Annotated in this window: 16 protein-coding genes; 8 read left to right on the top strand and 8 right to left on the bottom strand. The window is 66.2% G+C overall.

Annotated elements, in window-relative coordinates; all coding sequences use genetic code 11:
- Positions 1-83: 83 nt before the first annotated feature.
- Both thrS and yidD read right to left on the bottom strand, forming a co-directional pair.
- Complete coding sequence (thrS, locus tag WFK61_RS22125; protein ID WP_336814226.1) at positions 84-2,081, bottom strand: threonine--tRNA ligase; 1,998 nt, start codon at positions 2,079-2,081, stop codon at positions 84-86.
- Positions 2,082-2,132: 51 nt separating this feature from the next.
- On the bottom strand, positions 2,133-2,495 hold the full coding sequence (yidD, locus tag WFK61_RS22120; protein WP_336814292.1) for a membrane protein insertion efficiency factor YidD: 363 nt from the start codon (positions 2,493-2,495) through the stop codon (positions 2,133-2,135).
- 101 nt (positions 2,496-2,596) lie between these two features.
- On the opposite strand from yidD, the gene WFK61_RS22115 reads away from it, so the two are divergent.
- Positions 2,597-3,343, top strand: a complete 747-nt coding sequence (locus WFK61_RS22115; protein WP_336814225.1) for a phosphatase PAP2 family protein — start codon at positions 2,597-2,599, stop codon at positions 3,341-3,343.
- Positions 3,344-3,350: 7 nt separating this feature from the next.
- On the opposite strand, the gene WFK61_RS22110 is transcribed toward WFK61_RS22115, so the two are convergent.
- A complete protein-coding gene (locus WFK61_RS22110; RefSeq protein ID WP_336814224.1) occupies positions 3,351-3,797 on the bottom strand; it encodes an iron-sulfur cluster assembly scaffold protein in 447 nt (148 codons plus the stop codon).
- Between the two features lie 185 nt (positions 3,798-3,982).
- Between WFK61_RS22110 and folE the strand changes: the two genes are divergently transcribed.
- The 3 genes from folE (at position 3,983) to WFK61_RS22095 (ending at position 6,500) form a co-directional block, all read left to right on the top strand.
- Positions 3,983-4,627: a GTP cyclohydrolase I FolE gene (gene folE, locus WFK61_RS22105; protein ID WP_336814223.1), complete on the top strand. Its 645-nt coding sequence runs from the start codon at positions 3,983-3,985 to the stop codon at positions 4,625-4,627.
- A gap of 285 nt (positions 4,628-4,912) precedes the next feature.
- The gene (hisI, locus tag WFK61_RS22100; RefSeq protein WP_336814222.1) at positions 4,913-5,320 is read left to right on the top strand and encodes a phosphoribosyl-AMP cyclohydrolase; all 408 of its coding nucleotides are present in this window, start codon (positions 4,913-4,915) and stop codon (positions 5,318-5,320) included.
- A gap of 202 nt (positions 5,321-5,522) precedes the next feature.
- A complete protein-coding gene (locus WFK61_RS22095; RefSeq protein ID WP_336814221.1) occupies positions 5,523-6,500 on the top strand; it encodes a patatin-like phospholipase family protein in 978 nt (325 codons plus the stop codon).
- 25 nt (positions 6,501-6,525) lie between these two features.
- Here the strand turns inward: WFK61_RS22095 and WFK61_RS22090 are convergent, their stop codons facing one another.
- Both WFK61_RS22090 and WFK61_RS22085 read right to left on the bottom strand, forming a co-directional pair.
- Positions 6,526-6,957: a CBS domain-containing protein gene (locus WFK61_RS22090; protein ID WP_257732156.1), complete on the bottom strand. Its 432-nt coding sequence runs from the start codon at positions 6,955-6,957 to the stop codon at positions 6,526-6,528.
- A gap of 196 nt (positions 6,958-7,153) precedes the next feature.
- Entirely contained in the window at positions 7,154-7,966 is an 813-nt protein-coding gene (locus WFK61_RS22085) for a rhomboid family intramembrane serine protease (RefSeq protein WP_336814220.1), read from the bottom strand.
- Positions 7,967-8,376: 410 nt separating this feature from the next.
- Here WFK61_RS22085 and WFK61_RS22080 point away from each other — a divergent pair, with 410 nt between their 5' ends.
- A complete protein-coding gene (locus WFK61_RS22080; protein ID WP_336814219.1) occupies positions 8,377-8,946 on the top strand; it encodes a PAS domain-containing protein in 570 nt (189 codons plus the stop codon).
- Between the two features lie 61 nt (positions 8,947-9,007).
- Positions 9,008-9,622 carry a PilZ domain-containing protein gene (locus tag WFK61_RS22075; protein ID WP_336814218.1) on the top strand — a complete coding sequence of 205 codons (615 nt, stop codon included), beginning with the start codon at positions 9,008-9,010 and terminating at the stop codon, positions 9,620-9,622.
- A gap of 181 nt (positions 9,623-9,803) precedes the next feature.
- On the opposite strand, the gene WFK61_RS22070 is transcribed toward WFK61_RS22075, so the two are convergent.
- Complete coding sequence (locus tag WFK61_RS22070; RefSeq protein ID WP_336814217.1) at positions 9,804-10,448, bottom strand: glutathione S-transferase family protein; 645 nt, start codon at positions 10,446-10,448, stop codon at positions 9,804-9,806.
- Between the two features lie 375 nt (positions 10,449-10,823).
- Between WFK61_RS22070 and WFK61_RS22065 the strand changes: the two genes are divergently transcribed.
- Complete coding sequence (locus WFK61_RS22065) at positions 10,824-11,459, top strand: transglutaminase-like cysteine peptidase (protein ID WP_336814216.1); 636 nt, start codon at positions 10,824-10,826, stop codon at positions 11,457-11,459.
- 143 nt (positions 11,460-11,602) lie between these two features.
- On the opposite strand, the gene WFK61_RS22060 is transcribed toward WFK61_RS22065, so the two are convergent.
- Together WFK61_RS22060 and WFK61_RS22055 are read right to left on the bottom strand one after the other, a co-directional pair.
- Positions 11,603-12,133: a gamma carbonic anhydrase family protein gene (locus WFK61_RS22060; RefSeq protein WP_257732162.1), complete on the bottom strand. Its 531-nt coding sequence runs from the start codon at positions 12,131-12,133 to the stop codon at positions 11,603-11,605.
- 54 nt (positions 12,134-12,187) lie between these two features.
- Positions 12,188-12,514 (bottom strand): DUF6949 family protein, encoded by a 327-nt coding sequence (locus tag WFK61_RS22055; protein WP_336814215.1) that lies wholly within the window; start codon positions 12,512-12,514, stop codon positions 12,188-12,190.
- A 163-nt stretch (positions 12,515-12,677) separates the two neighbouring features.
- Here WFK61_RS22055 and WFK61_RS22050 point away from each other — a divergent pair, with 163 nt between their 5' ends.
- Positions 12,678-13,397, top strand: a complete 720-nt coding sequence (locus WFK61_RS22050) for a hypothetical protein (protein WP_336814214.1) — start codon at positions 12,678-12,680, stop codon at positions 13,395-13,397.
- Positions 13,398-13,494: the final 97 nt, after the last annotated feature.

Genomic DNA, 13,494 nt, shown 5'->3' with positions numbered 1-13,494 from the left:
GTTTGCAGACGGTTCACCCAGTCGTGGGTTCCGGGTTCGCGCCCGCGGCGCGCCCCGGAATGACAAGCGTGTGGTGCCGCTGGTTACTCCGCCTTCACGGCTTTCCGACGCGCCAGATCAGGCGCCAGCGCCTCCTGGCCGAGCGCCGCAAGCGCCTCGTCGAGCGTCATCACCGTCTGCGCCTGGCTGCCGAGGCGGCGGACCGTCACGGTCTTCTCCTCGGCCTCGCGCTTGCCGACGGCGAGGATGACCGGGACCTTGGCCAGCGAGTGCTCGCGCACCTTGTACGAGATCTTCTCGTTGCGCAGATCGGCGCGTGCCCGGAGGCCGGCGCCCATCAGGGCCATCGTCACATCCTCGGCATAGGCGTCCGCTTCCGAGGTGATCGGGCAGACCACGATCTGCTCGGGCGCCAGCCAGAGCGGGAAATGCCCGGCATGGTGCTCGATCAGGATGCCGGTGAAGCGCTCCAGCGAGCCGCAGATGGCGCGGTGGACCATGACTGGCTGCTTCTTCTCGCCATCGGCGCCGATATAAAAAGCGCCGAACCGCTCCGGCAGGTTGAAGTCGACCTGCGTCGTGCCGCATTGCCAGTCGCGGCCGATGGCATCGCGCAGGACATACTCGAATTTCGGCCCGTAGAACGCGCCCTCGCCCGGATTGATCTCGGTCTTGATCCGGTTGCCGGACTGCTTCGCGATCCGTTCCAGCACGCCGGTCATCACCTGCTCGGCATGGTCCCAGACCGCGTCAGAACCGACACGCTTCTCGGGCCGTGTCGAGAGCTTGATCACCAGCTCCTCGGTGAAGCCGAAATCCTCGTAGACCGACAGGATCAGGTCGTTGATCTTCAGGCACTCGGCCGCGAGCTGCTCTTCCGTGCAGAAGATATGTGCATCGTCCTGCGTGAAGCCGCGCACGCGCATCAGCCCATGCAGCGCGCCCGAGGGCTCGTAGCGGTGCACATTGCCGAATTCGGCGAGCCGGATCGGCAGGTCGCGATAGCTCTTCAGACCGTGCTTGAAGATCTGGACATGGCCCGGGCAGTTCATCGGCTTCAGCGCGAAGACGCGATGGTCGCGCTCGGCATCGGCCGGGTTCTCGAAAGCCGAGGCCGATTTCACCGCGAACATGTTGTCCTGATACCAGCCCCAGTGGCCCGAGGTCTCCCAGAGCGACTTGTCGAGGATCTGCGGCGCGTTCACCTCCTCGTAGTCGGCGGCGAGGCGCCGGCGCATATAGGCGATGATCTCCTGGAACAGGCGCCAGCCCTTGGAGTGCCAGAACACGACGCCCGGCCCCTCCTCCTGGAAATGGAACAGGTCCATCTCCCGGCCGAGCTTGCGGTGGTCGCGCTTCTCCGCCTCCTCGAGCTGCTTGAGATAGGCGTCGAGTTCTTCCTGCTTGGCGAAGGCCGTGCCGTAGATGCGAGTCAGCATCGCGTTGTTCGAGTCGCCGCGCCAATAGGCGCCCGCCGTCTTCATCAGCTTGAAGGCGTTGCCGACCTTGCCGACCGAAGTCATGTGCGGGCCGCGGCAGAGGTCGATCCAGTCGCCCTGCGCGTACATCTTCAGCGTCTGGTCGGCGGGGATCGCATCGACCAGCTCGACCTTGTAGGCCTCGCCCTTGGCGGCAAAGAAATCCTTGGCCTTGTCGCGGCTCCAGACCTCCTTAGTGAAGGGTTTGTCGCGCGCGATGATCTCGCGCATCTTCTTCTCGATCGCCGGGAAGTCTTCGGGCGTGAAGGGCTCGTTGCGGGCGAAATCGTAGAAGAACCCGTTCTCGATCACCGGGCCGATCGTCACCTGCGTGCCGGGAAAGAGTTCCTGCACGGCCTCGGCGAGGACGTGAGCGGTGTCGTGCCGGATCAGTTCGAGCGAACGCGGGTCTTCCCGGTTCAAAAGCTCGATCTTCGCGTCAGTGGTGATCGGATCGGCAAGATCGACGACGGTGCCGTCGAGCGCCATCGCGACGGTGCGCTTCAGCAGGGAAGGAGAGATGCCCTTGGCGATCTCGACTCCGGTGATGCCGGAGGGGAATTCGCGCTTGGCGCCATCGGGAAATGTCAGGGAGATCGTCATGGATCGCTATCCTGCTCACTCGGGGATACAAGCCCCGTAAGACTAGGCCGGCTACGGATGTGAGGATTGCGTTCCGCCGCCCGTGGCCGGTTCGGCGTCGGAATCGAAAGCCGCCGGCACATTTGTCCCGCGCCAGCGGCCATAGGCCCACGGCCTATACCACCTCGCATCGGGCGGCAATGCCTCGCAGACGATGTCGACGCCGCTCGTGCCCCATGGATTGCAGCGGCAGATCCGGGCAAAACCGGCCCAACCGCCGCGCCACAGGCCGAAGCGCAGGATCGCCTCGTCGGTATAGGCCGAGCAGCTCGGCCAATGCCGGCAATGCCGCCCGACCAGCATGGAAAGGCTCAGTTGGTAGCCGCGAATGGCAAAATGTGCGGCCTTTCGCGGGAAAAGCGCGACGCTTCGCAGCAGCGAAAATCTTTGCTTAACAAAGAGACGCTGGAATAGATCGTCTGCTTCGTTTCGTTCAGCCACAATCAGAACCGCTTCCCTTGCTCGATACCGGAAACATGATGCGCGCCGCTCGCTTTCGCCAAGCCCTCGTTCGCAAGGCCTTTCTCGGAGCCGGCCTCGCGCTCGGCCTCGGTCTCGCCATGCCGGCCTCCGCCCAGCAGCGGCCTTACCTGCTCTGGCTCGACGGCGCCAAGCTCGACATCGCTCATATCATCGGCCTACCGCCGGCGCAGAACAGCCCCGAGGGCAAGGCCGAGTTCGAACAGGTCCAGCAGATCACCCTGAACCGCACGCCCGAGCGCGAGAAAGCCGCCATCGCCGACCAGCGCCTCGCGCTGGTCAATTTCCTGAACGGCATGGACACCGGCTATGTCGACAACACCCATCGCGAGGTCCGGCTGCTGTTCCGCGAGGCGCAGGTCGAACTCGGCATCCTCCTGAAAAGCGTCCACCGCCTGACCAGCCGCCAGCGCCCGTTCCAGCTCTGGTCGAAGGTCCGCGTCAAGCCCTGCCCCGGCGCCCGCCCGGAAGGCACCTCCTTCCCGTCAGGCCATGCGGCAACCGCCGCGCTCTATGCCGAACTGCTGAAGACCGCGGCGCCCGAATTGTCCGACAAGCTGGAAGAGCGGGTTAAGAGCTACGGCGAGAGCCGCCTGATCTGCGGCTTCCACTATCCGAGCGATCTGGTCGCCGGCGACAAGGTCGGCCGCGCCGTCGCCAAGGCCCTGCTCGCCGACCGCGCCTTCAAGGCCCGCTTCGACGAGACCGTGCCGGAAATCCGCGTCGCCTTCGGCGTGAAGTGATGTCTCGCTAGGCAGCGGCCTCGCGCCGCTTGGCCTCGATCTGGTCGATCGCATCGACCACCGCATCGAAGGTCAGCATCGTCGAGGCATGGCGCGCCTTGAAGTCGCGTACCGGCACGAGCACCGCGAGATCGGCCCATTTGCCCTCGGGCGGCGCGGCATTCTCCTTCAGGATGGCGCGGGCCTGCTCGCGCACCTCCCGCAACTCGCCAGCCGTCGAGCCGACGACATGGCTCGCCATGATGGAGGACGAGGCCTGGCCGAGCGCGCAGGCCTTCACGTCATGGCCGAAGCCGGTGACGACATCGCCCTCCATGGTGACATCGACTGTCACGGTCGAGCCGCATAGCTTCGAATGCGCGCGCGCCGTCGCATCGGGCGACGGCAGGCGCTGCAGCAGGGGGATGTTGGCGGCAAGCGAGAGGATGCGCTTGTTGTAGACGTCGTCCAGCATGACCAGTTCTCTCGCCGATCTGGAATGACCGGCACGCAGACCCAATATAAGGTTGATCGCCGCAAAACGGGAGGGCATGGGAACCTCTTCCGCCGCGAGGCATCAGACTTGTCGCACCGGCCCCGGGAGCCGCAGCCTGCAAGGGCAGCTCGCGAGGCCTTCATCGTCCCAACGGGAGGCACCACATGATCCCTGTGGTTAAGTCCTTGTCCGTCGAGGGGGCCGTCGGCCCCTCCGCTGACAAGTTTCTGGTCCGCAAGCCCACGCAGGAAGAGGCCGAGGCCGCTGTCCGCACGCTCCTGCTCTGGGCGGGCGACGACCCGTCGCGCGAGGGCCTGACGGACACGCCGCGCCGCGTCGCCAAGGCCTACAAGGAATTCTACAAGGGCTATGCCGAGGACCCGCACCATATCCTCGACCGCGTCTTCGAGGAGGTCGAGGGCTACAGCGACATGGTCCTCGTCCGCGACATCCCGTTCTATTCGCATTGCGAGCACCACATGGTGCCCTTCGTCGGCAAGGCCCATATCGGCTATTACCCCGCGAAGGGCGTGGTCGGCCTCTCGAAGCTCGCCCGCATCGTCGATGTCTATGCCCGCCGCCTGCAGACGCAGGAGACCATGACCGCCCAGATCGCCGACGTGATCGAGGAGGTGCTGGAGCCGCGTGGCGTCGCCATCCTCGTCGAGGCCGAGCATATGTGCATGTCGATGCGCGGCGTGCAGAAGCAGGGCTCGTCCACGATGACCACGCAATATCGCGGCATCTTCAGGGACGACCCGGCCGAGCAGGTCCGCTTCTTCACGATGGTGAAGTCGCCGGGGCTGTAGGTGCGTTCGACATTGGGCAGCTGTGATTTCGCTCCGCTCTTGTCATTCCGGGGCGCGCTGCAGGCGCGAACCCGGAACCCACGACTGGGTGAGACACTTTATGCCGGGTTGTAAGCCGCTCGCCCGGTCGTGGGTTCCGGGTTCTTCGCTAAGCGAAGCCCCGGAATGACAACGGTGGCTCCAACCGCGCGTTTCCAGTAGCTGTCTGCATGACTTGGCGGCTCCGTGGCCGCTCCCGGCATTTCCTTACAAGGCGCGGCGTGACCGCCTTTCCTCGGAGCCTTAATGTCCCTCTTCCCCACCGCGCCCGACAAGCACGCCCTCGAGGAGGGCACGGTGCTCACCCCCCGCTTCGACGCGAACGGCCTCGTGACCGTCGTCGCGACGGAGGCCGATAGCGGCGCGGTGCTGATGGTCGCCCATATGAATGCCGAGGCGCTCAAGCGCTCGATCGAGACCGGCGAGGCCTGGTACTGGTCGCGCTCGCGCCAGGAACTCTGGCACAAAGGCGCGACCTCCGGCCAGATCCAGACCATCGTCGAGATGCGGGTCGACTGCGACCAGGACGCGCTCTGGATCAGGGTGAAGGTCGCCGGCGACGGCGGCTGCTGCCATACCGGGCGCTGCTCCTGCTTCTACCGGGCCCAGCCGTTGCGCGGCGAAGCCGGGAAGCCGCTGATCATCTGCGAGTGACACCACTGAACCCGGCGCGCATCCGCGATGCGGCCGAGCCGCCTTCACGGATCCGTCAAATACAGGCGATAATCGCCGAAGGCCGCCCGTTCATCTTTCGCTCATCGGCTTCTGAGACCCTCTTATTCCACGGAGGGACAAGTCCATGCGGTGGGATGGTGTCGCGCGGCGAGCCTTTGGTCTCGGCGGAGGTGGTGCCGCAATGAACGATATGCGCCCGGTCGAGGGACAGCCGGCCTTGGTCAGGCCGAAGATCGGCCTCGCGCTTGGCGGCGGCGCGGCGCGCGGATGGGCCCATATCGGCGCGCTCGAAGTGCTGATCGAGGCCGGTTTCGCCCCCGATGTCATCGCCGGAACCTCGATCGGCGCCGTGGTCGGCGGATGTCTCGCCGCCGGCAAGCTGCCCGAACTCTCCGAATTCGCCACCAGCATGACCAAGCGCCGCATCGTCGGCCTGATGGATTTCCATATCGGCGGCGCCGGCCTGATCTCCGGCGGACGCCTGAAGCGCCTGCTCGAACAGCACCTCAACGGCATCCGGATCGAGGACCTGAACCACCGCTTCGTCGCCGTCGCGACCGAACTCGGCTTCGGCCATGAGATCTGGCTGACCCATGGCCCGCTGGTCGAGGCGCTGACCGCCTCCTACGCGCTGCCGGGCATTTTCGACCCCGTGAAGCTCGGCGGGCGCTGGCTGATGGACGGCGCGCTGGTCAATCCCGTCCCGGTGACGGCGGCCCGCGCGCTCGGCGCCGATGTCGTGATCTGCGTCAACCTCAACAGCGACCTCACCGGCCGCGGCACGACCATCCAGGACCAGAGTTCGGACCCCGATCCGCTCGTGCCCGAATTGCAGATCCAGCCGGAGCCGCGCTGGTATGACGGGATCAGCGGCGCCGCCAAGCGCGTCCGCAACATTGTCGGCCGCCCGGCGGAGAACCGCCCGGGGCTGGCCGGCGTGATGATCGATGCCTTCAACATCACGCAGGATCGCATCTCGCGCTCGCGGCTGGCTGGCGATCCGCCAGACGTGATGATCGGCCCCAAGCTCGGCCGCATCGGCCTGTTCGACTTCCACCGCGCCGGCGAGACGATCGAACTCGGCCGACAGGCGGCGCGGCGGGCTCTGGACGATATCGCCGCCCTCGTCGCGGCGAACCATATCGCACCGGAGAGCTGACGCTCCCCGGCCTTTCGCGCTCCCTTCAGGCCATCGCGATATAGTCGCGCATCGCCTGGCTCTCGGCCTCGATCGCGGCGACCCGGTGCTTGACCACGTCGCCGATCGAGACGAGGCCGGTGACGCGCCCGTTCTCGACCACCGGCACATGGCGGAAGCGGCCGGTCGTCATGATCTCCATGAGCTCGTCGACGCTGGTCTGCGGCCGGCAGGTCACGACCTTGGAGGTCATCGAGCGCGAGACCGCGCTCTCCAGCGCGCCGGCGCCCAGTTCGCCGAGTGCCCGGATGATGTCGCGCTCGGACAGGATGCCTACCAGCGCTCCGTCCGCCCCCATGACGACGACGGCGCCGATCCGCTTCTCGCTCAGCGTGCGGATCGCCTCGGACAGCGTCCGATGCGGCTGCACCGAGATCACATCGTGCCCCTTGCCGCTCAGCAACTGCTCGACATTCATGGCCAGTCCCTCCTCGCAGGCGCGCCGTTGCCGGCGCGCGGTTTCGCTGGAACTTCGCGAGGGCCGGCAAGTCTCTCGATGCCGGGCCGGCTCGGGAAGTGCTTCGCAATGAGGCGAGTGTGGGCGAAGACCTTGGCACAGGCAAGGTTTCCGAAACGGTTCTAAAGAACCTTGCGAACCGGGACTGCCGGCCGCGTCAGCGCCGCTGCTGCCCCCGGTCGAGCAGCGGGAACAGCAGGAGCCCGACGACGAAGCCGCCGATATGGGCCTCCCAGGCGATGCTGGTCTCCTCGCCGAAGATCGGCACCAGTCCGGCTCCGAACAGGATGTTCGTCACGAACCAGATCGCGATGAACAACAGGGCGCGCGAATTGCGCCAGAGCTGCCCCAGCGGCTCGGCCGGAATCGCGCGGACGACGGCATCGTCGCCGAGTTCCCCGAAGCGCAGGCCCGGCGCGAAGACGAAGCGGATCGCAGCCGCCGTCGCGCCCGAGATGCCGGCGGATGCACCGACCAGCGGCAGCACGTCGAGGTCGCGCGACCACCAGTGCAGCAATGCGCCACCGATCGTCGCCAGCGCCATCAGATTGAGGAAGCGCCCCGACCCGAGCCGCCGCGCGACCGGGCTGCCGAAAGCCGCCAGCCAGACCGCGTTGGAGACAAGGTGCAGCCAGGAGCCGTGCAGCAGACCATAGGTCAGGATCGTCCAGAGCCTGACCCCGCCATCCGCCAGCAGCAACCGGACGAGCTGGAGCCGCTCGGCGACGTCCTGCCCTGCCGTGACCTGCGCCATTGCGCCGACGACATCGTCGATCCGCGCCGGCGAGAGCCAGAGCGTCAGCCGCGCCGGCACGAAGGCGAGCCAGGACATCAGCACGTAGTCGTCATAGTCCGACAGCAGCCCGCGCCCGGCCTGGATCAGGACCAGGACCGCGAGCAGCCAGACCACGGCGGACGGCAGATTGAAGACGGGCTCGCGCCCCGGTGGAGGAGAATATTGGGAAGCCATGCGGCCGTCACACTTGCCGAAGCGATAGCGCGGCGCAAGCCGCTGGCGCCGCGAGGAATACGAAAAAGGGGATCGGCTTGCGCCGTCCCCTTTTTCGCCGGCTGTGAGGCCGCCCGGTCATGCCGGACGGCTGGCTCACGCCCCCCTCCACCTCGTTTGCGCACGCTCTCGGCATCCGCGAATTCCGAGGGCGATTCATGCGCATTTTAACGATCATCCACAATCGTAAGACTTGATTAACCCTAACGTCCCTGCCGCCTCCCCCGACTCAAACGACGGTGGCAAGACGGCACGACGAATGCGTCAGCGCTCTTCCGAGAGATTGATTCGTCCTCCTTTCGAACGGTTCCGCGTCATCATCGGACGCTGACCCGCTCCAGGGAGAGACAGACGGCGAATATGGGCACAGGATGAAGAACGCGAGCACAAAGCTGGTTTTCGACTATTGGGACACGCTGCGCGGCGATCGCGCCGCGCCCGAGCGCGGCGAGATCGAGCCCGGCGCCCTGCGGCATGCCCTGGCCGATACCTTCGTGCTGGAGAACGAGCCGATCGGCCCGGTCTTCCGGCTAGCGGGCACGCGGCTCTGCGCCCTGATCGGCCAGGAGTTGCGCGGGCGCGCCTTCACGGCGCTCTGGGCCGATGTCGAGGCGCAGGGCGACATGCGCCGCCTCGTCCAGACCGTGATGGACGAGAGCGCCGGCGCCGTCGCCGGCCTCTCCGGCAAGTCGGTGACCGGCACGCCGATCTATCTCGAATTGCTGCTGCTGCCGCTGCGCTATCGCGGCCGCACCCATGCCCGCGTGCTGGGCGCCCTCTCGCCTGCCCTGTCGCCGGACTGGCTGGGTCTCGACACCATCGAATCGATGCGGATGATCTCGCTCAGGATGCTCTGGCCCGCAGCAGCCGCGCGCCCCCCTGTCACCCCGCGCCGTGCCGAACCGCCCCGTCTCGTGGTATTACCCGGCGGGCGGGCCTGATCGGAACGATGCGTTAACCGAAACCCGCCTAGGATTATCGGGGAATCTAGGTCGGTTATTGATGTTGAGCGCCCTCAAAACGCCCCGTGCGGCTGCCTTTCCTGCCGAGCGCAGGCGGCATTTCCGTATGAAGGTCGTGCTGCTGGGCCGCTACATGCTGCCGAACCGCATGGAATACCCCTGCCAGACGATCGACATCTCGCCCGGCGGCGTCCATCTCGCGGCGCCCGCCAAGGCCAAGCCCGGCGAACGCGTCATCGTCTATCTCGAGCATCTCGGCCGCATCGAGGGCAGCTGCGTCCGCACCACGGCCGAAGGTTTCGCGATGACCATCACCGCGACCAGCCGCAAGCGCGAGAAATTCACGGCGCAGCTGACCTGGCTCGCCAACCGCGAAGAGCTCGGCCTGCCCGAGGATCGTCGCCACGAGCGCATCGTGCCGCGCAACCCGCGTTCGACGCTGGTGATGGAGGACGGCACCGAGCATATCGTGCGCGTCATCGACATCTCGCTCTCGGGCGCCGCCTTCTCCAGCGATCTCGACCTGCCGCTCAACACGCCGGTTCGGCTCGGCACCACGCCGGCTCGCGTCGTGCGCCGCTTCGACGGCGGCTACGCCGCCGAATTCCGCTTCCCGCTCTCGGCCGACCTGCTCGACGAGAATCTGGAGCTCTGAAGCCCGCCTCGCCGGTTTTCTAGCCTGCTCATTGCACTCGGAACCACGCCGTCATCCCGGGCTCGACCCGGGATCCATCATAGGGCGCCGAGATCTACGATGGATCCCGGATCGGCGCCGCTGACGCGGCTTGTCCGGGATGACGACCCGGATCCGCGAAAGCAAGGCAGCCTTCTAAGCCTCACTCCGCAGCGCGCCGTCTGGCGTCCGCCGCCTCGAAGAGCGCGACCTGATCGGCCTGCGCCTTCCTGAAGGCAGGGCGACCCGTGATGCGGGCGACATAGGCCTCGCTCGCCGGCCGGTCACCGAACGCACGAACCTTCTCGACCCGCAGCACATCCGCCATCAGCAGGTCCGCGACGGTGAAGCGGCCGGCGGCGAGCCATTCCCGCTCGCTCAGGACCTGTTCGAGCTGGCCGAGACGCAGGCGCATCCAGTCCGTGAGCTGATTATCTGCGGCGCCCGTCACGGTCAGGAACCACCAGGGCACGGAGACCATCTCGATCGAGTTGAGCGCAGCCAACGTCCATTGCAACGTTTCAGCCGCTCCCACCGGATCGACCGGCATCAGCGCCTCGCTCTTCCGCGCCAGATACAGCAGCCCTGCCCCGCTCTCGAACAGTTTCACCTCGCCATCGTCCAGAAACGGAATCTGGCCGAAAGGCTGGCGCGCGAGATGGTTGGTCTCGCGCCCGTCGAAGGGAATCGTGCGGACGCCATAGGCGAGGCCCGCCTCCTCGCAGGCCCAGCGGAGCCTGAGATCGCGCACGAAACCACGGGGACCTTCAGGTACCCAGTCATAGCTCCAGATGGTCAGTTCGCTCATCGCAGCAGGCCTTTCCGAGCAGCGCATATCCCCAACAATCCCTGATCGCGGGCTGGCGTTCCACATCACGGCGGCCATCCGAGCGGCAGAACGGCATCGGAAAGGCGGGAAAGCCGCGTCCGGCTCCATGCTTGGCCGGACGCTCGCGCGTTAACGACTGCGTAGGTTAATCGACCCTTGCAGCACTACAAAGAATTAATGGTTACCAATTTGTTTTACGATCGAAGCAAATCGTTACTTCCGGTTTTGAACAAGGTTGATCCTGATTTTTACTTGGCCACCACGAAGCCCGAATACATAAATTTGTACGTTTCCATTTCAGCTCGAATCCATTCGCCGCCGCGCATCGTCTCCCCGGGACAGAAAGGGGACGACATGCTCTCACTCCATCGCAATCTGATTGGTACCGCTCTCGCCGCCATGGTCATGATGACCGGGGCAGGCACGGCTCAGGCTCAGGGCTCGGCCGGCATTCCTGTCGCGAGCCTCCCGGCCGAAGCCTCCGGCGACGCCCGCGCACCCTATGCCTGGGTCGATTTCTGCAAGCGCATGCCATCCGAATGCCGCGTCGACACCCGCGAGGCCGAGCGAATCGAGCTGAACGCCAAGACCTGGAAGACGATCGTCGGCGTCAACAACAACACCAACCGCGAGATCGAGGCGATCACCGACCAGGACCACTGGGGCGTCGTCGATCGCTGGGACATCCCGACGGACGGCAAGGGCGACTGCGAAGACTACGTCCTGCTGAAGCGCAAGCGCCTGGCCGAAGCCGGCCTGCCGCGCCGCGCCATGCTCGTCACCGTCGTGATCGACGAGGAGAATGCCGGCCATGCCGTGCTGATGATCCGCACCGATCGCGGCGACTTCGTTCTCGACAACAAGCGCAACGCGATCCTGCCCTGGAGCCAGACCGGCTACGTCTACGTCAAGCGCGAGTCGCAGTACCGCACGGGCTGGACCTCGCTCGGCGGCGCGCAGACCCCGACGGTTGCTTCGGTGCAGCGTTGATGAAGACCGCCGCAGCCACAGGCCGGCTGCGGGCATAAGGACGGCGAGGCTCGGTCACGTCCCCACCCACCCGTCCCCAAGGATCGGGTTTCGCCAAGGGCCGGCTTTCCCCAACGGGAGGCCGGCCCACTTCTTTTTGAGCTTCAATCCAGCCGCTCGAGCCCGGCCGCGAATTGCCGCCAGCGCTGGACATAGGCCTTCGCCGAAGCCGTGATCCCCGCCGCAGCCTTGTCGTCGAGGGTCCGGATCGCGCGGGCCGGAGAGCCGACGATCAGCGAATTGTCGGGGAATTCCTTGCCTTCCGTCACCAGCGCATTCGCGCCGACGAGGCTGTTGCGGCCGATCTTCGCGCCGTTCAGCACGGTCGCGCCCATGCCGACCAAGCTGTTCTCGCCGATCGTGCAGCCGTGCAGGATGGCGCGATGGCCGATCGTGCAATTGGCGCCGACCGTCAGCGGATAGCCCATGTCGGTATGGAGCACGCAGCCTTCCTGGAGATTGCTGCCCTCGCCGATGGTGATCCACTCGTTGTCGCCGCGCAGCACGGCGCCGAACCAGATCCCCACCCCGGCCGCCAGCCTGACGCGGCCGATGACATGCGCGTCGGGCGCGAGCCACCACTCTCCGGCCTTCGCGGTTTCGGGCCTTGTTCCATCGAGCGCATAGAGGGGCATCGGCTTGTCCTGACGGTTCGAGCCTTCAGGATTGCAGGCCGGCAGCGCCTTCCGTCAAGCGCCGAGGAGGTGCAGCAGGTCGAGCACGACCCGGCCCGAGACCAGGCTCCAGATGCCGGCCGTCAGGCCCGCGAGCATCAGGAACGAGAATGGCCGCCCGTCGCTCTGCCGGCCCTGCATCATGTTGCGCAGGATCAGGAAAGGCGCGCTGAATACGACCACCGGCACGCTGGCGACGGCGGTGAGACCACCGGCCTGAAGCAGCTTGAAATCGGCGCGCCGCTCCGTGAACAGCTCGAACGCGCTGGCCAGAAGCCCGGCAAAGGCGAAGCCGAGGAACAGGGATTGCAGTGCCTCGACGGCGAAGGGCTGGATGGTCACGGACGCAAACTCTCGACCAGAGCGACGCCCGAACCTGCCGCATGGCCCGCGGCCTGTGAAGCGCAGAGTTTACCGATGGTTAACCCTACCGGCGCGGTTATGGTTTACGCGGCATTAAGCCGGCGGTGATTCAGTGGTTGTCACTTGAGTACAAGGCACCGGAATGACCGCATCGCTGCCCTATCACCGGCCCGGCCAGCAGGCCGCCCATCTGACCTCGATGGTGCGCATGCGCCTGCAGCAGAAGGCCGCGCCGCTCCCGCGTGCGGACGGGGCGCTCCTGAAGGCGATGCTGCTGATCCTGACGGCCGGGATTCTCGCGACGGCGCTGGCCGTCTACCTGACCCATCGCCGCGACGAACTGGTGACGGCCCCGCAACCGGCCCGCGTCGGCGATGTCGCGCTGATGATCCCGAAGGACCTCACCGGCATCGAGGATGAGGGCGAAACGAGCCGACTCGTCGGCATGGTGCGGCTGCGCCTGGATTGGCCGAGCCTTGGCCCAGCTCAGCCGGACAGTCGCAGGCGGCTGCTGATCACGCTGAGCCCGCCCGACCGGGTCAACGAGCCCGCCCGCCAGCTCGCGACCTATGCCCGCTTCCTGACGCCGACCGTCTGGTCGAATCCGGGCGGCCTCGTGGTGCGCGGCTTCCGCAAGGGCTCGCCTTTCGAGAATGACGAGTTCTACGTCTCCGTCCCCGACGGCAAGGGCTTCGCCGCGCGCTGCCCGATCGACACCGGTTCCGGCATCGAAGAGCCCTGCCGCATCACCTTCCAGCACCGCGGCATGGATGTGAACATCCGCTTCCCCCGCGCCGTCATCGCCGATTGGGCGGTGATGCTCGGCGGCGTCAGGCGGACGCTCGACGGGCTGATCCGCTAGGAAGCGGGTCTACAGAGCCAGCAAGAAATACCTGCAGCCCTCATCCTGAGGAGCCATTCCCGAGGGAATGGCGTCTCGAAGGATGCTTCAGAAGTCT

The sequence above is a fragment of the Allobosea sp. MMO-172 genome, assembly GCF_037147855.1.
Classification (GTDB): Bacteria; Pseudomonadota; Alphaproteobacteria; order Rhizobiales; family Beijerinckiaceae; genus Allobosea.
Note: the sequence above shows the minus strand (reverse complement) of the source record. Positions and strands in the feature narration are given on the sequence as shown.